Annotated in this window: 31 protein-coding genes and 1 pseudogene; 22 read left to right on the top strand and 10 right to left on the bottom strand. The window is 47.7% G+C overall.

All coding sequences use genetic code 11. From position 1 onward, the window contains the following. Positions 1–30: 30 nt before the first annotated feature. Positions 31–279 (top strand): annotated as a pseudogene (locus T411_RS0113875) (IMP dehydrogenase); the annotation flags it as partial. A 132-nt stretch (positions 280–411) separates the two neighbouring features. Here T411_RS0113875 and T411_RS0113880 read toward each other — a convergent pair. Genes T411_RS0113880 through T411_RS0113895 form a run of 4 tightly spaced genes read right to left on the bottom strand, consistent with a single transcriptional unit; the run spans position 412 to position 3,434 of the window. Next, positions 412–1,443 (bottom strand): phage integrase, encoded by a 1,032-nt coding sequence (locus tag T411_RS0113880; protein ID WP_000116330.1) that lies wholly within the window; start codon positions 1,441–1,443, stop codon positions 412–414. Then, positions 1,443–1,880, bottom strand: a complete 438-nt coding sequence (locus T411_RS0113885; protein WP_223809037.1) for a hypothetical protein — start codon at positions 1,878–1,880, stop codon at positions 1,443–1,445. Before T411_RS0113885 ends, T411_RS0113880 begins: the two co-directional genes overlap by 1 nt. Beyond that, positions 1,856–2,761: a BRCT domain-containing protein gene (locus tag T411_RS0113890; RefSeq protein WP_000132153.1), complete on the bottom strand. Its 906-nt coding sequence runs from the start codon at positions 2,759–2,761 to the stop codon at positions 1,856–1,858. The genes T411_RS0113885 and T411_RS0113890 overlap by 25 nt, the downstream gene beginning before the upstream one ends. A 25-nt stretch (positions 2,762–2,786) precedes the next feature. Further along, a complete protein-coding gene (locus tag T411_RS0113895) occupies positions 2,787–3,434 on the bottom strand; it encodes a phage repressor protein CI (RefSeq protein ID WP_011929346.1) in 648 nt (215 codons plus the stop codon). A gap of 148 nt (positions 3,435–3,582) precedes the next feature. Here T411_RS0113895 and T411_RS0113900 point away from each other — a divergent pair, with 148 nt between their 5' ends. From T411_RS0113900 to T411_RS0113950, 11 genes are all read left to right on the top strand, one after another. Then, the gene (locus T411_RS0113900) at positions 3,583–3,795 is read left to right on the top strand and encodes a hypothetical protein (protein WP_000959026.1); all 213 of its coding nucleotides are present in this window, start codon (positions 3,583–3,585) and stop codon (positions 3,793–3,795) included. 110 nt (positions 3,796–3,905) lie between these two features. Further along, entirely contained in the window at positions 3,906–4,445 is a 540-nt protein-coding gene (locus T411_RS0113905; protein WP_000253094.1) for a phage regulatory CII family protein, read from the top strand. 12 nt (positions 4,446–4,457) lie between these two features. Then, a complete protein-coding gene (locus tag T411_RS0113910) occupies positions 4,458–4,892 on the top strand; it encodes a hypothetical protein (protein ID WP_001272765.1) in 435 nt (144 codons plus the stop codon). An 81-nt stretch (positions 4,893–4,973) separates the two neighbouring features. Then, entirely contained in the window at positions 4,974–5,507 is a 534-nt protein-coding gene (locus tag T411_RS0113915) for a hypothetical protein (protein WP_001031153.1), read from the top strand. Next, positions 5,504–5,914 (top strand): hypothetical protein, encoded by a 411-nt coding sequence (locus T411_RS0113920; protein WP_000997543.1) that lies wholly within the window; start codon positions 5,504–5,506, stop codon positions 5,912–5,914. The genes T411_RS0113915 and T411_RS0113920 overlap by 4 nt, the downstream gene beginning before the upstream one ends. Before the next feature lie 249 nt (positions 5,915–6,163). After that, on the top strand, positions 6,164–6,391 hold the full coding sequence (locus T411_RS0113925; RefSeq protein ID WP_001198814.1) for a hypothetical protein: 228 nt from the start codon (positions 6,164–6,166) through the stop codon (positions 6,389–6,391). Next, the gene (locus T411_RS0113930) at positions 6,388–7,005 is read left to right on the top strand and encodes a class I SAM-dependent methyltransferase (protein WP_000099608.1); all 618 of its coding nucleotides are present in this window, start codon (positions 6,388–6,390) and stop codon (positions 7,003–7,005) included. The genes T411_RS0113925 and T411_RS0113930 overlap by 4 nt, the downstream gene beginning before the upstream one ends. Next, positions 7,002–7,112 carry a zinc ribbon domain-containing protein gene (locus T411_RS1000000120810; RefSeq protein WP_000629095.1) on the top strand — a complete coding sequence of 37 codons (111 nt, stop codon included), beginning with the start codon at positions 7,002–7,004 and terminating at the stop codon, positions 7,110–7,112. Before T411_RS0113930 ends, T411_RS1000000120810 begins: the two co-directional genes overlap by 4 nt. Then, the gene (locus T411_RS0113940) at positions 7,109–7,693 is read left to right on the top strand and encodes a hypothetical protein (RefSeq protein WP_000613059.1); all 585 of its coding nucleotides are present in this window, start codon (positions 7,109–7,111) and stop codon (positions 7,691–7,693) included. The genes T411_RS1000000120810 and T411_RS0113940 overlap by 4 nt, the downstream gene beginning before the upstream one ends. Then, the gene (locus tag T411_RS0113945; RefSeq protein ID WP_001094898.1) at positions 7,690–10,251 is read left to right on the top strand and encodes a replication endonuclease; all 2,562 of its coding nucleotides are present in this window, start codon (positions 7,690–7,692) and stop codon (positions 10,249–10,251) included. Before T411_RS0113940 ends, T411_RS0113945 begins: the two co-directional genes overlap by 4 nt. Positions 10,252–10,260: 9 nt before the next feature. After that, a complete protein-coding gene (locus T411_RS0113950; protein ID WP_000756239.1) occupies positions 10,261–10,797 on the top strand; it encodes a DUF262 domain-containing protein in 537 nt (178 codons plus the stop codon). Between the two features lie 73 nt (positions 10,798–10,870). Here T411_RS0113950 and T411_RS0113955 read toward each other — a convergent pair whose 3' ends face one another. Then, on the bottom strand, positions 10,871–11,209 hold the full coding sequence (locus T411_RS0113955; RefSeq protein ID WP_001140410.1) for a helix-turn-helix domain-containing protein: 339 nt from the start codon (positions 11,207–11,209) through the stop codon (positions 10,871–10,873). Positions 11,210–11,446: 237 nt separating this feature from the next. Here T411_RS0113955 and T411_RS0113960 point away from each other — a divergent pair, with 237 nt between their 5' ends. After that, positions 11,447–11,692: a hypothetical protein gene (locus tag T411_RS0113960; RefSeq protein ID WP_001292394.1), complete on the top strand. Its 246-nt coding sequence runs from the start codon at positions 11,447–11,449 to the stop codon at positions 11,690–11,692. Here the strand turns inward: T411_RS0113960 and T411_RS1000000120300 are convergent, their stop codons facing one another. The 3 genes from T411_RS1000000120300 to T411_RS0113970 form a co-directional block, all read right to left on the bottom strand. Then, positions 11,693–11,944, bottom strand: coding sequence for an Ogr/Delta-like zinc finger protein (locus T411_RS1000000120300; RefSeq protein WP_001263191.1), 252 nt, complete (start codon positions 11,942–11,944; stop codon positions 11,693–11,695). A 70-nt stretch (positions 11,945–12,014) separates the two neighbouring features. After that, the gene (locus T411_RS0113965) at positions 12,015–12,500 is read right to left on the bottom strand and encodes a type II toxin-antitoxin system YhaV family toxin (protein WP_000448633.1); all 486 of its coding nucleotides are present in this window, start codon (positions 12,498–12,500) and stop codon (positions 12,015–12,017) included. A gap of 3 nt (positions 12,501–12,503) precedes the next feature. Continuing rightward, positions 12,504–12,698: a hypothetical protein gene (locus T411_RS0113970; protein ID WP_000521064.1), complete on the bottom strand. Its 195-nt coding sequence runs from the start codon at positions 12,696–12,698 to the stop codon at positions 12,504–12,506. A 455-nt stretch (positions 12,699–13,153) separates the two neighbouring features. On the opposite strand from T411_RS0113970, the gene T411_RS0113975 reads away from it, so the two are divergent. Further along, positions 13,154–13,831: a BRO-N domain-containing protein gene (locus tag T411_RS0113975; RefSeq protein ID WP_000204987.1), complete on the top strand. Its 678-nt coding sequence runs from the start codon at positions 13,154–13,156 to the stop codon at positions 13,829–13,831. On the opposite strand, the gene T411_RS0113980 is transcribed toward T411_RS0113975, so the two are convergent. Then, positions 13,828–14,850, bottom strand: a complete 1,023-nt coding sequence (locus tag T411_RS0113980; RefSeq protein ID WP_002034218.1) for a phage portal protein — start codon at positions 14,848–14,850, stop codon at positions 13,828–13,830. The two genes, T411_RS0113975 and T411_RS0113980, sit on opposite strands and share 4 nt — an antisense overlap. Continuing rightward, on the bottom strand, positions 14,847–16,664 hold the full coding sequence (locus T411_RS0113985; protein WP_000331804.1) for a terminase ATPase subunit family protein: 1,818 nt from the start codon (positions 16,662–16,664) through the stop codon (positions 14,847–14,849). The genes T411_RS0113980 and T411_RS0113985 overlap by 4 nt, the downstream gene beginning before the upstream one ends. Positions 16,665–16,837: 173 nt before the next feature. Here T411_RS0113985 and T411_RS0113990 point away from each other — a divergent pair, with 173 nt between their 5' ends. From T411_RS0113990 to T411_RS0114025, 8 genes are all read left to right on the top strand, one after another. After that, positions 16,838–17,737 (top strand): GPO family capsid scaffolding protein, encoded by a 900-nt coding sequence (locus tag T411_RS0113990; RefSeq protein WP_001127096.1) that lies wholly within the window; start codon positions 16,838–16,840, stop codon positions 17,735–17,737. A 36-nt stretch (positions 17,738–17,773) separates the two neighbouring features. Further along, entirely contained in the window at positions 17,774–18,796 is a 1,023-nt protein-coding gene (locus T411_RS0113995; protein ID WP_000078357.1) for a phage major capsid protein, P2 family, read from the top strand. Positions 18,797–18,799: 3 nt separating this feature from the next. Continuing rightward, complete coding sequence (locus T411_RS0114000; RefSeq protein ID WP_000059162.1) at positions 18,800–19,516, top strand: phage terminase small subunit; 717 nt, start codon at positions 18,800–18,802, stop codon at positions 19,514–19,516. Between the two features lie 106 nt (positions 19,517–19,622). Continuing rightward, positions 19,623–20,084 (top strand): head completion/stabilization protein, encoded by a 462-nt coding sequence (locus tag T411_RS0114005; RefSeq protein ID WP_000494022.1) that lies wholly within the window; start codon positions 19,623–19,625, stop codon positions 20,082–20,084. After that, positions 20,081–20,563, top strand: a complete 483-nt coding sequence (locus tag T411_RS0114010) for a phage tail protein (RefSeq protein ID WP_000107425.1) — start codon at positions 20,081–20,083, stop codon at positions 20,561–20,563. Before T411_RS0114005 ends, T411_RS0114010 begins: the two co-directional genes overlap by 4 nt. Then, positions 20,560–21,216 carry a phage virion morphogenesis family protein gene (locus tag T411_RS0114015; RefSeq protein WP_000628619.1) on the top strand — a complete coding sequence of 219 codons (657 nt, stop codon included), beginning with the start codon at positions 20,560–20,562 and terminating at the stop codon, positions 21,214–21,216. Before T411_RS0114010 ends, T411_RS0114015 begins: the two co-directional genes overlap by 4 nt. 1 nt (position 21,217) lies before the next feature. After that, positions 21,218–22,327, top strand: coding sequence for a DUF2586 domain-containing protein (locus tag T411_RS0114020; RefSeq protein WP_000312536.1), 1,110 nt, complete (start codon positions 21,218–21,220; stop codon positions 22,325–22,327). After that, complete coding sequence (locus tag T411_RS0114025; RefSeq protein ID WP_000063627.1) at positions 22,327–22,785, top strand: phage protein; 459 nt, start codon at positions 22,327–22,329, stop codon at positions 22,783–22,785. The genes T411_RS0114020 and T411_RS0114025 overlap by 1 nt, the downstream gene beginning before the upstream one ends. Positions 22,786–22,799: the final 14 nt, after the last annotated feature.

Raw genomic sequence — 22,799 nt, forward strand, 5'->3', positions numbered from 1 at the left:
TTTAAATGATTTTTATAGTTTTGTTCTATGTTCTACGGCATGTCATCGAAGAGCGCGATGGACAAGCATTCTGGCGGTGTAGCAGGTTACCGTGCAGCCGAAGGAAAAACCGTACTATTGCCATACCGTGGCAGCGTTCACGGCACCATTCAAGACATCCTCGGCGGCGTGCGCTCAACCTGTACATACGTAGGCGCGGCTGAGCTTCGCGAGCTAACTAAGCGTACAACATTTATCCGAGTTCAAGAGCAAGAGAACAACGTCTACGGGCGTGAGTAAGCCTTAAATTAATCGGAAAAATCGAATGATTAAGAGCCGTTTTTAACGGCTCTTTTTTTTCGCTGAAATATGATAGTGGCGACAAAGTGGCGGCGGTGGCGCTGAAAATTTTTGTGGCGGCAGACTGAGAATTTACAAATTGGAAAGCGGGTTTCGTGTGATCGCGTCTGACAAATGGTCGGGGGCAAAGTGCGAATAACGCATCGTCATCGAGATATCCGCATGGCCGAGAACGTCTCTTAGCACCAGAATATTGCCGCCATTCATCATAAAGTGGCTGGCGAAGGTGTGACGCAATACGTGAGAAGCTTGCCCAGATGGAAGAGTGATCCCGAGCTTATTTTTTAGAATGTAGCAAAACGGTGTATAGCACTCTTCAAACAAACGGCCAGAAGTGGGCTTATATATCTCCTCGTAGAGTTCACGAGAAATGGGTACTGTCCTGTTCTTCTTGGTTTTAGTGTTCGTGTAGGTAATTTTATACTCGGATAGCTGGCTACCCCGCAGTTTTGCCGCCTCATTCCAGCGTGCGCCAGTTGAAAGGCAAATCTTAACAATCTTGAGCATGTCAGCAATTTCGTGTTGAGCAACTAACTCAAGCAGCAGTTTGATTTGCTCGGTGGTGAGGAAAGACATCTCCCTTTCAGATTCCCTAAATGGCTTTACGTCATCAAGTGGGTTCGGTGCATTCCATTCACCCAGTTCTTTCAGTTTATTGAATACCGCTTTAAAACGTGCCAGCTCAGAATTCATGGTTGAAATGCTGGGTTTGCCTCGATTCCAACGGCCATCAACAAAAATAAGCTCGCCGGACATACGTCTGCTTCGGAAGTCTGAATAAGTTTTTGCTGAAAAGGTGGCTGCGATAGGGTTGCCCATCGCATTCACCATGTGGTGAAACTTTTGAATGATCACATCACCATTCACTAATGTACGACCGTAATGCGAGTACCATAATTCAACAATGTCACTCAGCCGCCTATTATCAGGCTTACTCCCCATCCACGGTTTATCATCCACCTCACGCATGATGAAGTTTTCATAAGCGGTGGCCTCACCTTTGGTGGCGAATCTTTTACGCACGCGCTTACCTTCGCGGCCTTGCGGGTAACACTCGCAAAGCCACGGTTTTTTGCTGCCATCTTTAAGATTGCGAACGGACATTACTGGGAAACACAGATTGATTTGAACTTCTGAACAACAGCGTTAATAGCTTTGCGTTGCTCTTCTACTGCATCCTCGTTAATTGTGCCTTTTGAGTATGAATAGACGTGGCCGACGTATATTTTAGAGCGCATCATAACGTCATTATAAACTTCACGGGTAAGTGACAAATCAGGGCTCATTAATTCTTTTGGTGATAGTTCATTAGCTGTGATGATTTTCTCAATTTCAGGATTGAAGGTGTTAACACGCCATTGAGCTATGGTTTTGTGATCAGCGTTTTGCTTATGCAAGCGTAAAGCTTGAACCACAAGATGAACGGATGGAGACAGCATAGATTCAGCTTTTTCACAGTCCGTTGAAGCAAATGCCGATGTCGAAAATAAAAGTAATAGAGGTAGTAATCGCATCATCAGCCACCAATCAGAGCAAGCCATGCTTGTTCGGTAAGGATTTTTGTAGATGAGCCACTTTTGCGATTATTGATAACTGATTCAATTTTTCTACCATGGCTAGTATGAATCCAATCACGGCTGGCCATAGAACCAATAACAAGTAGGTCTAGTTGTTTATTCACATCAGAACGAACATCTGCACCAAGTTCTTTAGCTTTATTTTCAATAGACTTACGATTACCAGCGAAAAACTTTCCAGTAAAACAAACTTGTAGTCCAGAAATAGAATTAACTACGACATCATCAGAAAAGTAATCAGTTGCAAAACATTCAGCGCAGCCAGTGTCCGTGAACTGTTGTCCACAGATAGACTTCAACATTGATAGAAGCTCATGACGTTCTTCATCATCCACGATGCCATCAGAAAGAATTTTGTTTAAACGTTGATGAATAACATCGCCCGGCCAATTTGCGATAACTTCTCTGTTAGAATTAAGCATCTTATTAAGAGCATGAATTTCTTTATCGTTGATGGAGTCGTCCGCAGTAATACCTTGCAAAAAACCAAGGAGTTGATTAATCAAACCATCAGATTCCCAACCATCTCTGAAGCCATAATTCAAAATATCTTTAATCAAGTTTCTAATTTCTGTTAACTCATGTTCTTCAACAACGCCATCTTCAAGAACATCCTCGATAAGATCTCTCAAATCAAGAAAGTCTCCATCCTTCTTAAAAGCCGTGTCGGTTTTTAACCAAGTATCAAGAAATAGGACTTCCGTTGGATTAAGGCGTCTATCAGCCTGAATGCCGGATAGAATGCCTTGTAGTGACTTCAATGCTTTTTCTTTATTACGCTTATAGTTAATGCCCCATGAAGTGGGTTGTCCATGTTCATCAATATCAACAATTCTATCTGTCATCTTTCATTCCCTAGCCAATTAAAAATCAATCTTTTCTTAGAGTCACCGCGACACGGCCAAGCACTTTAATGTCGTGTTCTGATACTTCAATCGTGCTTTCACCAAACGCAATCGCCAGCTTTTTGCCGGGTAAACGCTGAATATGGTTAACCGACAAACGGCCATCAATATCAATCAAGTAGTTACCGGAAACCGCATCCCGCGAATCGTTATCCACCAGATAAAGCGCCTCATTGGTTTCAACTTCAATCGTGCTGCCAGATTTCAGGTTAAAGCTATTCATCCGGCGAACGGGGTAAGGGATCTCGCCAGTTTCAAGAAGCTGACCGTTTGTCAGGCAGAATGATTTGAGAATGACGGTTTCATGCTGGGGATTAATCAACTTCTTCTGAAGGTGGGTGTAATCCTGAGGAGCCTCGGCAACTTGATGCGTTGCTGGTTCATCAATGCCTAGCGCCATCTTTGCAATAGGGATGCCCTTCGCCAGATGAAGTCTCACCATCAATTCGTGAGATGTACGATTGTGAAGGTTCCAAGTGCTGAAAGTCGCTTTAGGTACATCAAAAAGTTCAGCCATATCGCCAAACGTTGAACATCCTGTAACTTCCTTTAAAACCTCTGTGAATTCATGACCTTTTATATAGTCAAAAGGTGGAATCTTTGTGTTTTTCATATCGCCACGAGTTTATTTTTTGACATTGATCGCTATTTGTTTACTTGCGTGATTGTTTTTGGCGATCTAATATCTGTTTGTGTTCCGGTTCCAACGCCGACCAAGACCGAATAGAACCGATGATTTAACAACGTTTAAGGATATCACCATGCTGACATATGAGGTAGCACCCGAAAGCCCATACGTGACCTGTGAAAAGTATTCCGTCATTTCCGGTTTACCGATGGGCACCATTCGCCAGTACATCGCAGAAGGGCGAATCATCATCAAACCCAAAACCAAAACGAAAGAAAAACCCTTAGTCAACATGGTTGCGATGCACGAAATCGCAGCGCGTGAAGCTATGCAGGTGCTGGGGTAATCATGCGTTTCTCCTCCCTGATTCCAACTAAAAACTATTGCCCGTTGTGGCTACATCTGTTTGCAGCGTCAGTCATTTGCATACCGCCTTTTATATAAGGATTGTTAATTATGGTTTCTGACATCGCCATGTATGAATTACGTGAACGCAAACAGCAAGCTTACAACGCCGTTTGCAGTGATTTCGTTGTCAATCACAACATTGAACAGCTCGCCAAACGCATTTCGTTAGACGGGCAATCGCTGCGCAACATGCTCAACCCTGCACAGCCGCACAAACTGAGCCCAGTTGATTTAGTGCTGCTGTGCAAGGCATCAGGGGATTACACCATCATCAATACCCTTTTCAGTGATTGCGGCGTAGTTGCCGTGGCGCTGCCAGAGCAAGGGGAAGAAAAGAACATCATTGAGCGCGTACTGCTCAACACCTCGCTTTGTGGGGAACTCTCTAGTGATGCAATGCAAATGTGCACCGCAGAGCGTTTACCGCGCAGCCGTAAGCGCAAAACCCTCGCGAAGTGCCAAGCCGCCTTGGGCAACTTGGCATTACTGATCGCCGATTTAGAAAAACGCACAACAGGCCTGCAACCCTTGATACAAATGGGTTCGGATTTCATGGCTCAAGGTGCGCCAATCCCCGGATTCGCATAAGGAGAAAACACCATGTCAGCCATCGCAGAAACGCGCCAGCAAGTGCAGCGCAATAAACAACAAATGCAAACGGCAGAACACAGTGAAGCCGTGAACCTGCCGCAGTACCACGCACCACGCAGCCGCGCAGAGGTAGATGCCTACCTCGCCACGCTGCCGCATGTGCCCGCCGCGCACAGCATTGCGATGGCGCACGCCCTGTTTGAAAGCAGCTACAAGCGCAACAAAGTGCGCAAAGCCTATAACGCGCTAACCCTAAAGCAACGCGCCATGTGCTGCATTGCGGGTGATCTTGACCCGCGAATCGCAAACGTCACCTTTGACCAACTCAACGACATCGAGCGCCAAAAGGTGCGCCGTGGTTTGGAAGAGATGAACAAAGTGACCAAACGCTTTGAGTGTGAAGTAGGCAACGTGAGCCAACTGAAAGCGCCCGATTTCCTTTAAACCTAGCCAACCCCGTTGCCCCCGCAGTGTTCCACAAGGAAAGGGGGGCTTTTTTTTCGTCTTAGCGTAGGAGCAATGAAGATGAATAAAGAACTGGAACAAGCCATGGCACTTCGTGAAGAAGCGCGAGAAATGCTGGCTCAATCTCGTGTTATGCACGAAGTCACACTCAGTAACCAACGCCAAGTGACATTGGCCGTAAGCACTCTTTTACCACGTCCGCTGATTGTGGATATGACGGTAGACATTTCAGAAGCTGAAGCAGAAAAGCTCGCAACCTTCGCGGAAGATATGGCGGCAAGCATGAGAAGCCGCGATGTTTACGACATCGTTCACGCCATCAACGTACTGGCTATGGCGAATACGGATGTGTTGTTCATATTCACTAACTTTTCCGCTCACGTTAACGCTTTTGAGGTTTATGCGGTTTCGCCTCAGTCATTTTTATCGGGTGAAACTCCATACAAACGTTTGATTGATAAGACGGTTTATCTTCACTGGGATAACGCCCTCGAAAGACTCCTCGCCATTGAAAGCCAACTCACAGAGCTGATCATCGAAGCCCGTGAAGCCGCAGTAAACCCAGCCACTGAACAGGCCGAGGTGAAAGCATGAACGATTTCGCTATCACGGTATATCGCGACTCTTTGGTTGAAATGCTCAAAGATGAAGGCTTTCCCGTAGACCAAATCCCTAACTTTCTTGCCGCATTTTCTGAGTTCAAGATTGAGGGAGAAGACGTTGTTCAAATCCACTTCGAACGGGCAATGCTCGCAAACCACAACTACACATGCACTGTTCCAAAGCTGACAAGTCACCTGTTCCTGCTTGGGTGGTGGTGCTTCTGGGTTGTCGTGTTTAACCAAACCACTGTTGGCTCTAGCCACTTTCAAGCAGCAGGGGCGATTCGCTCTCTCACCTTCCTAGCCAGTTGCACCAGTAACAAAAAACTCGCCAAACGCATGGCGGAATGGTGGGAAGAGTGCCAGCCAGTTATCGGCACATCATTGGAGGTGTTTTGATATGTCTAACCAACACGAAAGCAACATCACTAACTGTTCAGAATGCCATACATGCGATTGCTGTTACTGGTTGCCACATGCCGATGGCGAAGGCCGCTGGGTATGTGAGCTCTGCATAAGTGAGCTCTATGCCCATATATGCGCTTCTTGTTGCCGTGAAGCAGACATCGACCAGTGCGAAAGCGAAGAGCAAATGATGCCTATTTGCTACGAGTGTGCAGAAAAAAAATACGAAGGTGGAGAGTAGCCATGCAGTACGCCGCAATCCTCGTCACGCCTGATGGTGGATTCATCCGCCATCAGCAAACCCAAGAAGTCGCCAACATCCTGATTGGCGATTTTGATTCCTTTGATGATGCCATCAACCAAGCGTGCCAAGACCTCAATTGCCAACACCTGAACAAAGGTGTGCTGACCAAAGGCGAAGGCAAGGGCGGTTTTATGGTCGTTACCACCCAAGATTTGGAGGCAGTATGAGCTCAACCAACGGCGAAGTATTAGAAAACGAACTTTACCCAACTCCAGCAGAAGTGGTTGACGCCCTGCTGGCAAAACTCACTTTGCGCAGTAGCGATACATTTCTAGAACCCTGCTACGGAACAGGTGCGATCTACGAAAAAATTGCCTTACCTGCCAGCCAAAAATCATTCGCTGAAATTCAAAAAGGCATTGATTACCTGACCACGGATTTTGGTCAGCAAGACGTGATCATCACTAACCCGCCTTTTTCACTCACCGAAGAGTTCATGCGCAAAAGCCTGAAAGAGTTAGCACCAGACGGAACCATGGTTTATTTGCAGCGCTTGAACTATTTGGGCGCAACCAAGCGCTTGCCATTCTGGTTTGAAATCGGCTTTCCGCAGAAAACACCAGTGATCGTGCCGCGTCCACGCTTTGTGAAAGGCGGGAATGATTCGTGCGAATACGCATGGTTTATTTGGGATAAAGGCAACCGCCTAGCCATTCCTCAAGGTTTAAGCCACATCGTTTCTATCGGTTTGGTGCAGTGTGATAACTGCAAAAACGAACTGAGAAAAAAAGACACCCACTGCAAGCGCTGCGGAGCAGCAACCAAAAGGGAGGCCGCATGATCACCCTTTGCCCTTACTGCCCAAACCAAGTGAAAGAGAGTGACACCACTTGCCCGCATTGCGGAATGCCAATCGCCAAGCAAGAAAACCAGAAGGAGGCCGCATGATTCCACGCATCAAGAACCCTGTTAAGCAGGGGCAGGTAATTATGATTGATGGACGTTATTTCTCTAATTTCGGTAAGAAAGGCCAAGTGCTGACCGCTTGGTCTTTGGCTGGTGCTGAGGTCTTTTTAGGTGATCTGGCTCCGGTACTTAAAAAGCTGGATGAGAAAGGGAAAAAGTACACGGTTCGTCTTGTTGAAGTGCAAGAGCGCTCAGGGCTGACTTTGAAAGATTTCTACCAACTTTCTTACCAGCTCAGACGCATGGTCATTAAAGCCGAAGTAATTAGCCCAATTATCGGATGTAGCGAGTTAGCCAGAAAAATCAGCTTATTATCAGCAGCGGTTGTTATGTTGGAAAGAGAGTTTTCAGACGAGTGTTTGAAAAAAGTAGGTATCAACATTAGTAGCAACTTGTTCAAGTATTCTTACCCGTTGGAATACACACTCGATTGCATTGAGGTAGGGCTGAAAGACCGACTACTAGTATACAAAGAACACAAAAAAATAGATGCACTTCGCCGCGAACAGTATCTATTGAAAGGTGGTGATCTATGCGTATTTGATGCGGATGTACCATTTTGAACACCCTAGTGGAACCAACCGAAATCGAGCTGTTCGACTTCCCTTGGCAAGCGCCGCTGTCACCGATTAACTATGACGTGACAGCGATTGCCGCTGGCCATAAAGTCGCGAACGTTGAACCCGACGACATGAGCGTGATCGAGCGCCGACTTTACGAAGTCGATGCGCTTTCTCACGAGTGGCGCAAAGCCTTTTTTCAAGACGTGCCGCCATACCTCGCGAAATACTTTGCTGAACGCTACATCCGCACTTATGAGCAAAAGGGCTCGCGAGCGGCGAATACCTTCCTGCGTGAAAAAATGCGCCCAGCCAAAGAGCGCGTGCTCAAAGTGCTGCAACAATACAAACAACTGCCTAACACACAAAAGGTGGCTTTGCTCAGTGAAGAATATGAAGACACTGATCAAAGCGACTTTTCACCACTGCCTGAAACCAAACCACAAATGAAGTTTGATTTCGAAGCCGCAGAGAAAAACCGCAAACCAGTCAAACAGCGCCTGCTTGCTGAATTAGAGCAAGACGAACTGCGCGACATGGCATTCCGCATTGCCAAAATCATGGAAGCCTATTTGCAGCTCACTGCTAGCCGCAAACACGCCGACAGCGAAGAAGATGTAGACCAAGCGGTTGTTGATGCTTACGAAGCGCTCGCCCACTTCTGCACCAAAACTTTTGGCATTAAAGCGCCGCGCAAATACAAAGCGCAAAACCACCTTTCAGCGTCCAGCGACATCATGCGCATGATCAGTGATTCGTGGTGGCTTGGCCGCTTAGTCAAAGTGCGCAAAATCATGCGTGAACACCTCGCCATCGCCATGGGTCAGGTATCAAACAACGCCTCACCTTATGCGAGTTGGGATTGTGTGCGCGAGCACCAAGAGCAGCAACAACGCAACTATGAAGCCATCAAAAACATGGTGCTGTTCGATGAAGAAACCGAAGAAGAGCACGACCTGTGGGACATGGTCAAAAAGAGCGTTTCTAACCCTGCGATTCGCCGCCATGAACTGATGGTGCGCTGCCGTGGCTGTGAAGACATCGGCAACGAGCTGGGTTTGCAAGGCTTGTTCCTCACTCTCACCACGCCGTCGAAGTACCACAACAGCTACAAAAAAGGCGGCTTTATCGACCACTGGAACGGAGCCAGCCCGCGCGATGCTCAAGCCTACTTAAACAAAAAGTGGCAGCTGATCCGCGCCAAACTGAACCGTGACGAAATCCGTTGGTTTGGTGTGCGAGTTGCCGAGCCGCATCACGATGGCACGCCACACTGGCATTTGCTGATTTGGGTAAGAAAGGAAGACATTTCCGCCGTGCGTGACACCTTCATCACCTACGCGACAGAAGAAGACCGGGGCGAACTGCACCCAGAATTCGAAAAAGAGAAACAAAAGCCGTTTCGCAAAGTCGTGTATGTGGGGCCGCTTGATTACCGCCCACGCTGTGATTTTGGCTACATCGACCCAACCAAAGGCACGGCCACTGGTTACATCGCCAAATACATTTCAAAGAACATCGACGGCTACGCGATGGATGGCGACATATCAGACGAAACCGGAAAGCCAGTCAAAGACATGGCACGCAACGTCAGCGCATGGAAAAGCCGCTGGAGTATTCGCCAGTTTCAATTCTTCGGTGGTGCGCCTGTGACCACATACCGCGAACTGCGCCGCCTCGCGAACCAGAATAAAAAAGCCTTCATGGAGTACATTTTCATGCAGGAAAGAGCCGATCTCATCAGCATGTATGAGTTGCTGCACTATCAACTCGTTGGCGCTTACAAGCCAGCGCGAGTCATGACCAATCAAGAACTGGTCGAAGTGATCGCCAAAAGCTACGAAGCCCGCGCCAAAACAGAGATTCCCCATGTGGCCGCTGTGCTGCGCTCTGCCGATGAAGGGCGTTGGCATGGTTACATCATGAATCAAGGTGGCCCCTTCGTGAAACGCAAAGAGCTATTAGTTACCAACGTGTATCAAGAGCTGCCGTTTGCTTCTCCTTACGCCGAAGCCATCCGCAAGTTGGAAGGAATCGCCACACCCGAGCAAGTCATTAAAACCCGTGAAAAGGTTTGGACAATCAAACGCAAGGGCAAGGAAACCACAGAAGGTGAAGCGGTGGGTTTTGGGAGCGAAGCGACTGCCTTTGGCGGCTCTGCCGCCTCTCGGAGTTCTGTCAATAACTGTACGGAGCCATTTACCGGACAGGTCAGCACTCAGCTAACCCGTTTGTTGCAGCCGGACAGGCTAAAAGGATCACAAAACGATCAGATTGTTGATGAAGTCGCCATCAGCGCCCTGTTTAAAGGCAGCACATTGCGACTCGATGACGAAACAGAACTGAAAATCCGCCCTGCGGAGGTGGATGAACACGGAAAAATCAGGCCAGCGCGTTTGGTTGAAGTAAAACGCGAGGTCGATAGCGACATTTGGTGCCGCTTCGAAGGCTGGGAGAAGTTCGAACAGCAAATGGAGAAGCTAAACCAGAAACCACAAGAACATTCACAACCAGACCTATCGTTCTTCCAAGAGTTGGAAGGCGACTGGCCATTAGCGTAGGAGCTAGTTATGAAAAAAGTTAAATCGCCGGAAGATATGCCATATCGATTACCTAAACCTGTGATTTTCTTTAATTCCACAAGTACAACGATAAGCAGTTTAGTGTCGAGTTCTGGCTATGGTAAGGAAGCATATCCATGGGCTGAACGTATGCTAGGACGATTCCCCTTGCCTAAATGGCAACGGCAATTAGTTTGGTCTGATGCACAAAAGCTCAGTTTTATAGAATCTGTCTTTATGGGATATGACTTAGGCAGCGTCATGATTAATTCATATGAGGATCTAGGAAATGGTTTAACGCGCCCTATGTCAGACATATTGATCGACGGGCAGCAACGCATATCAGCACTATTAGCATTTATAAATAACGAATTTGAATATGAGGGGTACTTCTGGAAAAACCTTAATCGCAGAGAACAAAGGAGATTTTTAGAACGCGAAATGGGTAAGCGAACGACTGAATGCTATGACGAAAATGAATTAAAAAAAGTCTACAATCACCTTAACTTTTCTGGTGTTCGCCACGAAATTTCAGAAATGGCTTAAAGGCTATTAACAAATTACCTCAACACAAAGAGAGTACCACCACCAAGCGCCTGCGGGCGCTTTGTTGTCTCCGCTATGCGCTGCGGCTTTGCGCCGCAATTTCATCATTAATCGACTTAATCAACTCAATCAAACAATCACGAATCGGCGCGGGGAGAGAATCCACCTGCTTGCCTTCTGGCGAACTCACCGCCCCGTGCATGATCATATGCCCAACTGAAATCTCAAGCGCCGTACTTAAACGCCGAATCTGGGCAATATCCACCACTCGTTCACCCTGTTCTAACCGCTGCAACATACGCAGCGAAACGCCAGCACGCTCGGCAACCTGCTGCTGAGTTAAGCGCTTACGCAAACGCTCCTGCGTGAAAAACTGCATGATGGGATCAATATCGTGAATCGTTTTTGCCATTCAATAACCTCAGTCGCCAAATATGGCGGATAAAACAAGCCGTTATGCCAACTGAGGTTAGGCAACCACAAAAACTGATGTAGGTCGCAACACCGACGAATATTAACTTTTAGAGTACGGCGTCTAATACGCAATAGATTGAGCTATCTATCAGTATAGACAATAAAACCAATAAAAAAATTGAGAGCATAAAATCACTGTATTAATATACAGTAAACGTCAGTAGGAGACAGTCAAATGTCTGAATTAAAACACTTAGGCAATATCAATCACTGTGATGTTGCACTATCAGCACTTGAAATAATTCTGGACGGAGTAGCCAGCAGCGAAAGCACGGAGCGAACGAGACAAGCGGGGGCATACCTCGCACGGCTCGTCATGGCTGATTCACACGGAAGTTTTGATACAGATAAACAAAAGGCCATTCTCAGCATTATTGAGATGGCCTCAGAAGTCGAAAACCCAAGATTTTGCAGCAGTTGATCACAACATAGAAAGCTGATGCTTAAGCCGTTGCCGCGCTTCTGGCGGCAACGCTTTACACAAATCAAACGCCAGTTGGCTAGTTGTTTTTGCAGATGGGCTCAACGTATGGCTGTAAGAAAGGTTCATCACAAACGTGTGGCCGCATTCGGGGTCACAGCACGCACAATACAAATCCGCAACACCAGCGGTAAAGCGGTTCGTCTTCTGAATTCGGGCTTTACCTTCGCACTCAGGGCAGAACACTCTCATAATAACACCTAGCTTTTTTTTGACTGACGCGATAATCATACGTCAATAAGCTGTGTTTTTGTACAGTTTATCAGCTTTCTAGCTGTAGAGGATTCGCGGCTTTACAGAGTTCTTCCCAAGAGTTTGGCACCTTGCCGCTGTTTAGCATCTTTTCAAACACTGCATAAACGTCAGTCTTTGCTCCTGCTTTACGCTGGGTAGATTCATCATTCATCCATGCATAAATGATGGTTTTAGGAGCTTGGCTATTAAATTGAAAAAACAACCGATATCTTGGAGGTAAACTCTTTTTCTTTACTCTGCGCCATGATGTGTGCTTTTTGCCAAGTGTAAGCCCTTGACGAAAATCAGCATGGTCAGGATTGGAAGGAACGGTTTGAGTAATATTACAAAGAACCGCAAGCAATAACTTAGTACTAGGGTGGTCGTAAAAATAGATTGGGTCTTTGGCTTGAAGTGTTTCAACTTCTTTTGTTAGATCATCCAGAAGATTTTGGAAGATGGATAGAGCGTGAAGCTCATAACCAGAAAAAACGGGAATTTGCTTCGTTTCCAATCTCTATCCTTCCCAACACTCTGCGCGAGCCTTAGCCGCTTCTGCCGCCGCTTTTATGGCGAACATACGATCAAGAAGAGAAGTAGATAGCGGCTGAACGTTTCCCTCTACTTTTACTTCACGATCAAGTAAGTCGATGAATTTATCTTCAACTTCTCGTTCACGTTTTTTGTCGTGTAGTGGTATAACTTTGCCCATTTTATGAACCTTAACTCTTTGCAGCAACGGCTGCGTGATGGGAATTTGTACGGTCTGTACATGCTGTAAAATATATCATAAAAATTTTTATAAACAAGTTTGAGGCTGCTCCATCGGCAGCTATCGGCGCTCATCGGTTTGACTAAAGGGTTATAGATGGTATAGCCTATAAGCGTGTTGGCAAAATCCAACACCGGGATTAGTACCCCGCATTATTTTTCTATCGGTACACAAGTACCAGCTTTTTGCTGGTTTTTTTGTGTATGGCTTCAGCACATTTAAACATAGTCGTTTCGTATAGAAACCGTACTATCTGCATTATGGTGGGCTGGGCAGGGGCGCTTCGGCGCGCCGTGTTCCGATAGAGCGGTAGTACTAACCTTGTCCAGTTCACCACCCATAGATTAGTACCTTTGAGTGGTGAGTAACTAAAATTTACTCTATCGGAGGTCACTATGACTTCAGTACTGACTTTTCAGGACACCCATTTTGATGTAGTTGAACGTAACAATCAGTTGTATCTCGATGCGTACCAAATTGGTACGGCACTAGGTTATAGCGATCCAAGAACTGCTGTACGTAAAATTTTTAATCGTAACAAAGATGAGTTTTCCAGTGGAATGTCTGAGGTCATCAATTTGATGACCTCAGGAAACTACCAAAAATCCGTACGTATTTTCTCACTGCGCGGCGCTCACCTCATCGCCATGTTCGCCAGAACGGCCATCGCAAAACAGTTCAGAAAGTGGGTGCTCGATATCCTCGATCAAGAAACCAAAACCCAAACCATCATCCCCATTACCACCCCAACGCAAATTCCCAAAGCCAACTGGCCGATCACCTACCAAACCGATTGGAAACCCGCCACCATCACGTTGTTTGGTAAAACCGCCCACTATGTGCGTTTCGAGCTAAGACCCAAACCATTCAGTTGCGAGTTCAGTGCAAAACACACTCCGCAGGTTTATCAGGCGGTATTCCATTTCGCTGACCAATACAAAAGACCAAGTATCAGGAATGAAGCCCCAATGATTGGGGATATTGGCTATTTTGAATCAACAAGGCTTGATGACTTATGGGTACAAGTTATTAACTTTGCGGCAAGGTGCAATAGCCAATGTGCCTTGCTTTAAACCTCGATGCTCAAATCAAAATTGAAAGACAGTGATTCCGGTATCTCTGGGTCACTGTTGATTGCATCAGAAAAACGCTTACACACCGGAACCACTTCATACTTGTCATAAACTTGGCTGACTTTGAGTGGGTCTGGTGCTGTTGCGTCTGTCTGCGGGATCATGCCGCCCATCCCTGCTGGGAAACGATGCCCCACAAAAATATCTTGCGCCGTGATGTTCTTGATCCGCTCAAACTCATCTTTCGTGGCAATATCGCCCACTGGAATCAGTTGAATGCCTTTCTCTGTCCCGTTCGGGATGTTCACAAACATACTGCGGAAATTACCGATCCCTTTAGAACTGGCAATCTTCTCTTTGAGTGCCTTTTCATCGTCATCGCTCAAGTTCGGGTCGGTCGCATAGAAAATAAAGCCCATGTGCGCACCGTTCAGGTAATAGCGGCGGCGAAACAGGGTGGCGTCACGGTTCAATAAACTGCTTTGAATGCTGCCCAAGTAATCAGGCAAGCCGTATATCTGCTGCTGCGGGTCATACTGGGGAATAAAAATCACATCCTTCGCTTTAAATACCTTTTGCTCGTTGTTACGCAGCAACTGAACAAAGTCCCCGTTCTTACGCTTGCGCATGTGAACCATGGGCAAAGGTTCAAGAGCGATCACATTCTTCATATAACTGCGTATCTTCACAAATGCTGCCATACCAAGGCCAAAATAATCCCAGCAAGCATTATTCATTTTGTACATAGGCATGTTGCCACCACTCAGGAAGCGACCAGCCACATAATTGGCCCGCGCTTTCAGCAGTGAACCGTGATACCCGTTCGCGTTGGCAATTTCAGCTAACCCTTTTAACGAAATAGGCGGCTCCCAGTAATCATCAAACTCGTTGTAAAACAGCTCACAATAACGAGTCATCCAACTGTTTGTATCAACGGGCTCCGGGTTTGGGTCAAAGCTGTACACAGATTTGCTCTCTGTGCCATCGGTAGTGTGTGAGTGAATAAGTTGCTCTGTCATGCTGCCATCTGCCATGTTGATTTGCGTTGAGTGGAGTGATCGAGGGGTTCATTAATCAGCGCGTGAGAAAGAGCCCAAAAGTCGTCAGCGTGGCCAGCTTGCTCGCTACGTTCGGCCTTAAAGGTCATCATGTTGCCGCTGTTCGTGGCGACACGCTTAATCGCCATAAACGCCATTGCCGTTTCTTTCATGCCCGCATCAAACTGCAGGCGGTTGCCGTCAATGATGTCGATCATCTTCATCACCAAGCGGTTTTTATTTTCGTTCGAATAGTGAATTGCCACCGTTTCGCGAGGGTGCTTATTAACCAGCAAGTCATGAACACCCGCGCCAATGCCGGTGATATCAATGCCAAGGTAAGTCACATTGAAGCGCTCAAACACTTTGCTGATCTCAGAAGCCTGATGTTGGAAAGAAAGCCCGCGCCAAGTGTGTTTCTCAAGCACACGGAATTTCTCAACCGCCACAATCGGTGGCGCGACCACCATCAGCACCGCATTATCACGGGTTCGTGATGGGTCATAGCCTAACCACACCTCACGGCTACCAAATGGGCGAGCAGCGTTTGGCTTGAAGTCCTGCCAAATCTCGCTATCCACCATGCAGCGTTCAATCTTATTAAATTCAAATATCGAGCTGGCACCATCAACAAACACGCACATAAACAAGTTGTTGAAGTCCGTCTCGCTGTACTCTTCGCGCAGTTCCTCAATATCAAAGAGGTCACAGCCACCCTTAGCGGCATCCTCAATCGTAACCACATAACGCCACTGGCGATCAGGGCACAAGCGACCGCCATCGCGCAGTTCATCAAAGGTCGGGAACTCAATATTTTTCCGAGTGGTTTTATCGCCGCGCCATTTTTCACCCGTCCAGAACGGGTAAGCAGGGTGCATCTTAGAAGAAGGGGTGGAAAAGTAAGTCTTACGCCACTTTTTATGCGTAGCCATCGCCGAGGCGACTTTGTTCAGCTCGTCAAACTTGCCGATCCAGAAATACTCATCAATATAAACGTGGCCGTGGTAACTCTGTGCAGTTTTGCCGTTGGTAGAGAGATAGTGCAACTCTGCACCATTCGACAAAGTAGAAGGGTTACCCGTGATCTCAATGCCTAAAAACTCTTTTGCAATCGCCACAATATAGCGACGGAAAACATCAGCTTGAGCGCGAGAGGCTGAGAGAAATATCTGGTTATCGCCCGTGAGAATCGCCTGTTCTAACGCTTCACCTGCAAAGTAATAGGTTGCGCCAATTTGGCGAGACTTGAGAATGTTACGTGTCCGCTGGTGCAGGTTGTTACGCATCGTGTGCTGATAGGCAAACAGCGAGTCATGCCACAGCTTAAAATCGGCCTCGGTGATCTCACTAACATCATTCTTAACTTTCTTACGTTTACCACTGGGCGCAGATTGTTTACCAGAATCGCCCGTTTGTGTGCCAGATTCGGCCTTAGGTGAACCACTTTTGCTACTATGTGCACCACTTTGCGCCGAAACTGTACCAGCTTCATTGGGCTGAGTCGGTTGCTCAGTAGCGCGCAGCTTCTTAAGTTTGACGTGATGATTAATCAGCCGATCGAGCATATCCAACTGCGGTTTACTTGGGTTCTCTACCTCAAGCAGCGTTTGAATACGATTCGCGATAGCTTCATCAATCGTTTGTTCACGCAACATATCGCGCCAACCAAACTTATCCGCCCAGTAGTAAATAATTCGGTCACTGTTCAGATTCAATTCGTCGGCGATTTCGCGTGGCGTCCATGCCTTCAAATAGAGGGCTCGGGCGGCTTGTCGGATTTCGGGAGAGTATGCCATGAGTGCATCATACGCCGCGAAAACACCCTGATTCGCCTACAAAAATTCCGACAATTTCGGATATAACGCCATATCCGAATTCACCCGAACACTGCTTGCTGAAAGCCAACTTTTTACGGCGTATGGTGGCGACACATTAACGAGATTCAGCAATAACCAAGAGTGTTCACCCCATGCCAAAAACCAGTGATTGGGTAATAGTCGCCACAGCAGGAACAACAGTTTCTGATGGAAGAGTCATCAGCGAAAGCTGGATTAATGACATGGCAGAACTGTATGACCCAGAAGAGTACAAAGCTCTAATCTGGCCTGAGCATTATCGAAGTGCTTGGGCGGTATTTGAGGGTAAAAACTGGGGTGAAGTTGAAGAGCTAAAAGCAGGAAAGTTCAAAGACAAACTGCGACTTTTTGCCAAGTTAACGCCAAATCATTATCTGCTTGAAGCCAATAAAGACGGTCAAAAGCTCTTCTCATCAATCGAACCAGAACCGGATTACAAAAAAGAAGGACGTTGTTACTTGCTTGGCCTAGCTGTGACTGACTCCCCAGCATCATCGGGTACAACTCGCCTTCGCTTTTCTCGCGTTCAAGGTCAATACACGGAATTGGAGTGTAGCGCGTTGGAAGAATGGGACTTGACGCCGTTCTACAGCCAAAACGCTGAATTCTCGAAATTCTTTGCCATGTGCAGAAGCTTCTTTAATCGTGAACAGCCAAACGAAACCAACCAACCTCAATCAGAGGACGAAGAACCCATGAAGCAAGAACAGTTCGACCAAATGATGGGCGCTATTAACGGTATTGCGACTAAGCAAAACGAGCTTGAAAGCAAGTTCAATACCTTCTCCGCCCAAAAGCCAGAAACCAAAGGTGAAGAACCCGAAGGTGATGGCAAGGACAAGGAAACGAACGGCATGACTCCTGAGCAGTTCAGCAAGCTCACAGAAACGCTTGATAGCATCGCTCAAAAGCAAGCCGATCTCGAAACCAAATTCACGCAACTGAGCCAAACGGGTCCCGAAGGCCAAGGCGCAGATAAATCAGGTGGCGGCGAAGGCTACATGCCTGTTTAACCGCGAACCCATCACAGTAACTAGGAGCATCGCGTAATGTCGCAGATTCTTACTCAATCCGCCCGTGAATACATGGATAACTTCGCTCAGCAATTGGCGAAAAGCTACGGCGTATCGAACGTAGCAGAACTATTCAATGTATCACCGCAGTTGGAAACCAAACTTCGCGCAGCCATTACCGAGTCTGCCGAGTTTCTGAAAATTATCACCGTGACCACCGTTGACCAAATCGAAGGTCAAGTGGTCGATGTGGGTGTGTCCGGTCTTTACACTGGCCGTAAAGCGGGTGGCCGTTTCACCAAGCAAGTGGGCGTAGGTGGTCACAAATACAAACTCGCGGAAACCGATTCTTGTGCCGCCATCACTTGGGCAATGCTATGCCAGTGGGCGAACCAAGGTGGCCGCGATCAGTTCATGAAGCACCTGACTGAATTCTCTAACCAAATGTTCGCACTCGACATCATGCGTGTGGGCTGGAATGGCGTTACCGCAGCAGAAACGACCAATCCAGCAGAGTATCCGCTCGGCCAAGATGTCAACGAAGGCTGGATTGCGTATGTGAAAAACCGCAAAGCCTCACAAGTGGTGGATGTCGATGTCTACTTCGATGAAACCAACGGCGACTACCGCACGCTAGACGCGATGGCCTCAGACATCATCAACAACCAAATTCACCCCATGTTCCGCAACGACCCACGCTTAACCGTGTTCGTCGGTTCAGGGCTGATAGGTGCCGCTCAAGCCAAACTGTACGACAAAGCGGACAAACCTAGCGAACAAATCGCCGCTCAAAAGCTCGATAAAACCATCGCAGGCCGTCCCGCTTACGTGCCGCCATTCCTGCCAGACAACGCCATGGTCGTGACCATTCCGGCAAACCTGCAGGTATTGACTCAGCACGGCACAGTGCAACGTAAAGCGAAACACGAATCTGATCGCAAGCAGTTCGAAAACGCATACTGGCGCATGGAAGGTTACGCAGTGGGTGTGTTGGAAGCGTTCGCCGCTTACAACCCAGAAAAAGTCCACATCGGCCCTAAACCAGAGGCTGGAGCGTAACTGATGAGCTTATCCCCAGCAGCACGCCATAAATTGGCAGTATTAGCCACCCCAGCAGCGGCAGCTCATGCCGCTGCAGCGGAAAGCCTCGACAGCTTGCACCTTCGCTTAGTTGAGTTTGAGCAAGATAAACAAGTGCTGAAAGGCTTTGTGCAAATTTCGGAAAAGGTCAACCACAAACGTGATGTGCTGATCCCGAAATACAAACCACTGGCTGAAAAATACCTCGCTGCTGGGGAAAGCTATCAAAACCCCATTTTTACAGATCTCATCGTTTGGTTATTCGACATCGGTGATCTGGAAACCGCCGTGGAATGGCTATTCAAAGCCATCGAGCTAAACCTACCCACGCCGGAAAACTTTAAACGCTCAAGCTGGGCAATTGTCTGCGCGGATTTCGTCCTCGAATGGGCAGAACGCCAGCTACCGAACGGCCACTCAATCGAGCCTTACTTCTCCCGTGTATTCGAGAAAATCGACAAAGAGTGGGTATTACCCGAAGTCGTTGAAGCCAAGTGGTACAAGTTCGCGGGTTACGGCCTGCTGATGAACGAAAAAGGCGAACCACAACCCAGTTTAATTGGTGATCTGGAGCGGTTGCAAAAGGCCAAAGCCTTACTCATCACCGCCCATGAAAAGCACGACAAAATCGGGGTGAAAACCAAGATTAACCAGATTGATATGCGTATCAACGCGATCAACGAAGGCAAGAATTTGTAAAGCTCCTACGCCGCCGCGCTCGGCTGGCGAGGTTGCAATAACCTGCGTGGTTCATTGCTATACCGTCGACCCAGTGGCTAGAGCGCACCTATTTAGAGAGAAACGCATGTTCACAGGCAGCAACACCAGCTTTCAGGATACCACCATCGAGAACGATGGATTCTGGCCAAACATCAACGCAGGAGATTTCGAACGCCTGCGTGGAACGCCAGCCGCGCAAGACGATGAGCGCATCGCTCACGCTGTGGTTAACGCCATCGCATCGGTAAACCTGCAACTGAGTGATCTGAAAGCCAAGTACATCGCCGCAGGTCATGCCAGCGCAGCAGACGTGCCAGCGTTTCCAAAAGTGAATGATAAAAACCTCATCGTCATTCAGTACCAAAGCGCCGTGTTTGCTCGGGCAAAAGCCGATTTACTGCCCGATTTCGCCACCGTCAGCCAGAAAAAAGAAGGTGATCACCTCGCTGAGCGATCACAAGAAACCAAAAACGAACTGCTGGCCGAAAGTGAACGCATCATCCGCAATATGCTCGGCAAAAATCGCGCAAGCGTGGAGCTGATATGAGTACGCAATATCAAGCGGGTTACAAGATGAGAGCTTTGAGAAAACACATTGAAGAGTGTGTAGGTGATCAAATCGCTCAAAGGCTTGAGGCTGAAATGACGGATATCTCGTTGAAGTTATTACCCAAACACATGGGCAATGGCTTCAACTTAATGCAGCAAAAATACAGAGCAGAGTTTTATTTCGACAGATTCCCGTTCAAGAAATACGACCCTGCGGTGCTATTTGCCAATGTTGGCGCATGGATTCTTGACCATGATCTTGACCGAGCGGAAAGCAATGGGCTGCGTGACCCAGATATTGATGTAGTTCTTGAAGATGAAAACAGTGCTGAAGTGCTAGTCATCATTGAATTTGAAGAAGATATCAAAATCATCGAATGCGAAAACGGTGGCATCAAATGGCGTGGGAAAAAATGGAAAATCGCTGAATACGAAATTTGGGTAGCTGAAAACCTGATCGATGTGGTGAACAGATGATAACGATTAGAGCAGACAGAGATAGCCAATTAATGCTTATGGAGTCGTTAAAACTCTTAACGTTGCCAGCAAAAAAGAAGAAAGGCTTGCTAGAACAGGCTGCGCTGATTTCACGCGAAAAATCACGTTCAAATGCTGCTAAGCAGGAAAGCCAAGAGGGAACTGCTTGGAAAGAGAGGAAGCGGCTAAGCGGAAAAAAAAGCCGAAAGAAAATGCTTCAAGGAATAGCTCGCTTAATGGGGGTTATTAGTGTTGATGAAAAGCGTGCGGTAGTCGGCTGGAAAGTCGGTATGACGTCCAAAATAGCGGCTTATCACCACTCTGGTGGCAGCTACAAAATGAGCGCTTCAAAAATCAGGGCGATAAGAGGAAAGCCAGATTACCAAGCTCAAGCAACAAAAGAGCAAGCTAGAGCTTTAAGAAAAGAAGGGTTTAAGGCTCGGATTAACGGAAGAAAACGTAGGCCAACGAATACATGGGTAATGGAAAACCTGAAACAAGGTCAAGCGGGGTTAATTATCCGATTACTAAGAAACTCCAAGCAAGTTAGAAGTTGGGACATAAAGGCAGAAACACGTCAATTTGTACAAGTGGATAGCCCTGAAATTCTTCGACTTTACCGTAAAGCAATATCACCAAGCAGGAGCAAATAACATGGCATGGCCTACCGTTATTATCAAAATCTTAAACCTGATGAATGGCCCGATTGCCGATATCGAGTGCCACTTCCTATTCGTCATTCGCGGCACCGTTTCCGGTGACGTTCGCAACCTAATCATGGTCGATTCAACCTCAGACCTTGACGACGTGTTAGCCGAAGCCAGCGCCGAAGGGCTTGCCATTGTCAAAGCCGCCCAGCTTAACGGCAAACAGGCATGGACAGCGGGCGTGATGATCCTCAGCGAAGAAGACAACTGGCAAGACGCTGTCAAAAAAGCCAATGAAGTCTCTAGCTTCGAATTCGTTGTGCTTGGCTTTGATGCCGAAACCAAAGCCATGATCGAAGATGCCATCACCCTGCGCACCGAGCTGAAAAACAGCTTAGGCCGTGAAGTCGGCGTGCTGTGCCAACTGCCCGCCATCAACAACGACCCAGCAAACGGCAAAACATGGGCAGAGTGGTTAGCCGCCACGGTCGCCATCCCAAAAGATGTGGCGAGTGAATACATTTCCGTTGTGCCGAATGTACATGCAGCAGGTGACACACTCGGCAAGTACGCTGGCCGTCTCGCGAATAAAGAAGTTTCCATCGCAGATTCACCGGCACGAGTGCAAACCGGAAGCGTGTTGGGTAACACCGAGCTGATGAAAGACAAAGCCGGAAAAGCCCTAGACCTCGCCACCCTAAAAGCGCTTGAGTCTAACCGCATCGCCGTGCCGATGTGGTACCCAGATTACCCCGGTCAATACTGGACAACTGGCCGCACCCTCGATGTGCCAGGTGGTGATTACCAAGATATCCGCCACATTCGTGTCGCGATGAAAGCCGCCCGCAAAGTGCGTATTCGTGCCATTGCCCGCATTGCCGACCGCACACTCAACTCAACGCCGCAAAGCATCGCCGCTGCAAAGCTCTATTTCACCCAAGATTTGCGCACCATGGCACTCACGGGCGTGCCGGGGGAAATCTACCCACCAGAGGATGAAGACATCCAAATCAAATGGGTAAACAGCACCGATGTAGAAATCTACATGAGCGTTCAGCCCTACGAATGCCCGGTGAAAATCACCATCGCTATTTCCGTTAAACAAGGGGATTACTAATGAGCAACGCACGTTTCTCAGGCCGCAACTTTGACACCACGCTATTTGGCGAATTCGTCCACGTAAAAAGCGCCACCGCAACCATCAACGATGAAAGCGAAGCGGCATATACCCGCGGCGTCACCGATGGCTATACCGACGGCAAAGTGAGCTGTGATGTTGAAGTAGAACTCGACCTCAACCAGTTCAAAAAAATACACAAAGCCGCCCGTCGAGCGGGCAGCTATCGCGGGATCAAACCTGACGACATGATGTTTTACGCCAACAACGGCCAAGACGAAGACAAGGTGGAACTCTTCGGCGTCAAGTTCGTGCTGGCAGACATCCTCAGCATTGACCCAGAAAGCAGCGATAAATCCACCCGCAAGCTAAAAGGCTTTGTCACAAGCCCGCTGTTTGTTCGCATTAACGGTGTGCCGTATCTATCGAAAGATGATACTCGCGGCCTGATCAACTAGCGGTAAGGGCGGTT

Origin of the sequence: Vibrio cholerae ATCC 14035, from assembly GCF_000621645.1 — a bacterium.
Taxonomy (GTDB): domain Bacteria; phylum Pseudomonadota; class Gammaproteobacteria; order Enterobacterales; family Vibrionaceae; genus Vibrio; species Vibrio cholerae.

Excerpts from the sequence above, each read along its gene's own strand:
- T411_RS0113880 (WP_000116330.1), bottom strand. The coding sequence starts at position 1,443 with ATGTCCGTTCGCAATCTTAAAGATGGCAGCAAAAAACCGTGGCTTTGC.
- T411_RS0113885 (WP_223809037.1), bottom strand. The coding sequence starts at position 1,880 with ATGGCTTGCTCTGATTGGTGGCTGATGATGCGATTACTACCTCTATTA.
- T411_RS0113890 (WP_000132153.1), bottom strand. The coding sequence starts at position 2,761 with ATGACAGATAGAATTGTTGATATTGATGAACATGGACAACCCACTTCA.
- T411_RS0113895 (WP_011929346.1), bottom strand. The coding sequence starts at position 3,434 with ATGAAAAACACAAAGATTCCACCTTTTGACTATATAAAAGGTCATGAA.
- T411_RS0113900 (WP_000959026.1), top strand. The coding sequence starts at position 3,583 with ATGCTGACATATGAGGTAGCACCCGAAAGCCCATACGTGACCTGTGAA.
- T411_RS0113905 (WP_000253094.1), top strand. The coding sequence starts at position 3,906 with ATGGTTTCTGACATCGCCATGTATGAATTACGTGAACGCAAACAGCAA.
- T411_RS0113910 (WP_001272765.1), top strand. The coding sequence starts at position 4,458 with ATGTCAGCCATCGCAGAAACGCGCCAGCAAGTGCAGCGCAATAAACAA.
- T411_RS0113915 (WP_001031153.1), top strand. The coding sequence starts at position 4,974 with ATGAATAAAGAACTGGAACAAGCCATGGCACTTCGTGAAGAAGCGCGA.
- T411_RS0113920 (WP_000997543.1), top strand. The coding sequence starts at position 5,504 with ATGAACGATTTCGCTATCACGGTATATCGCGACTCTTTGGTTGAAATG.
- T411_RS0113925 (WP_001198814.1), top strand. The coding sequence starts at position 6,164 with ATGCAGTACGCCGCAATCCTCGTCACGCCTGATGGTGGATTCATCCGC.
- T411_RS0113930 (WP_000099608.1), top strand. The coding sequence starts at position 6,388 with ATGAGCTCAACCAACGGCGAAGTATTAGAAAACGAACTTTACCCAACT.
- T411_RS1000000120810 (WP_000629095.1), top strand. The coding sequence starts at position 7,002 with ATGATCACCCTTTGCCCTTACTGCCCAAACCAAGTGAAAGAGAGTGAC.
- T411_RS0113940 (WP_000613059.1), top strand. The coding sequence starts at position 7,109 with ATGATTCCACGCATCAAGAACCCTGTTAAGCAGGGGCAGGTAATTATG.
- T411_RS0113950 (WP_000756239.1), top strand. The coding sequence starts at position 10,261 with ATGAAAAAAGTTAAATCGCCGGAAGATATGCCATATCGATTACCTAAA.
- T411_RS0113955 (WP_001140410.1), bottom strand. The coding sequence starts at position 11,209 with ATGGCAAAAACGATTCACGATATTGATCCCATCATGCAGTTTTTCACG.
- T411_RS0113960 (WP_001292394.1), top strand. The coding sequence starts at position 11,447 with ATGTCTGAATTAAAACACTTAGGCAATATCAATCACTGTGATGTTGCA.
- T411_RS1000000120300 (WP_001263191.1), bottom strand. The coding sequence starts at position 11,944 with ATGAGAGTGTTCTGCCCTGAGTGCGAAGGTAAAGCCCGAATTCAGAAG.
- T411_RS0113970 (WP_000521064.1), bottom strand. The coding sequence starts at position 12,698 with ATGGGCAAAGTTATACCACTACACGACAAAAAACGTGAACGAGAAGTT.
- T411_RS0113975 (WP_000204987.1), top strand. The coding sequence starts at position 13,154 with ATGACTTCAGTACTGACTTTTCAGGACACCCATTTTGATGTAGTTGAA.
- T411_RS0113980 (WP_002034218.1), bottom strand. The coding sequence starts at position 14,850 with ATGACAGAGCAACTTATTCACTCACACACTACCGATGGCACAGAGAGC.
- T411_RS0113985 (WP_000331804.1), bottom strand. The coding sequence starts at position 16,664 with ATGGCATACTCTCCCGAAATCCGACAAGCCGCCCGAGCCCTCTATTTG.
- T411_RS0113990 (WP_001127096.1), top strand. The coding sequence starts at position 16,838 with ATGCCAAAAACCAGTGATTGGGTAATAGTCGCCACAGCAGGAACAACA.
- T411_RS0113995 (WP_000078357.1), top strand. The coding sequence starts at position 17,774 with ATGTCGCAGATTCTTACTCAATCCGCCCGTGAATACATGGATAACTTC.
- T411_RS0114000 (WP_000059162.1), top strand. The coding sequence starts at position 18,800 with ATGAGCTTATCCCCAGCAGCACGCCATAAATTGGCAGTATTAGCCACC.
- T411_RS0114005 (WP_000494022.1), top strand. The coding sequence starts at position 19,623 with ATGTTCACAGGCAGCAACACCAGCTTTCAGGATACCACCATCGAGAAC.
- T411_RS0114010 (WP_000107425.1), top strand. The coding sequence starts at position 20,081 with ATGAGTACGCAATATCAAGCGGGTTACAAGATGAGAGCTTTGAGAAAA.
- T411_RS0114015 (WP_000628619.1), top strand. The coding sequence starts at position 20,560 with ATGATAACGATTAGAGCAGACAGAGATAGCCAATTAATGCTTATGGAG.
- T411_RS0114020 (WP_000312536.1), top strand. The coding sequence starts at position 21,218 with ATGGCATGGCCTACCGTTATTATCAAAATCTTAAACCTGATGAATGGC.
- T411_RS0114025 (WP_000063627.1), top strand. The coding sequence starts at position 22,327 with ATGAGCAACGCACGTTTCTCAGGCCGCAACTTTGACACCACGCTATTT.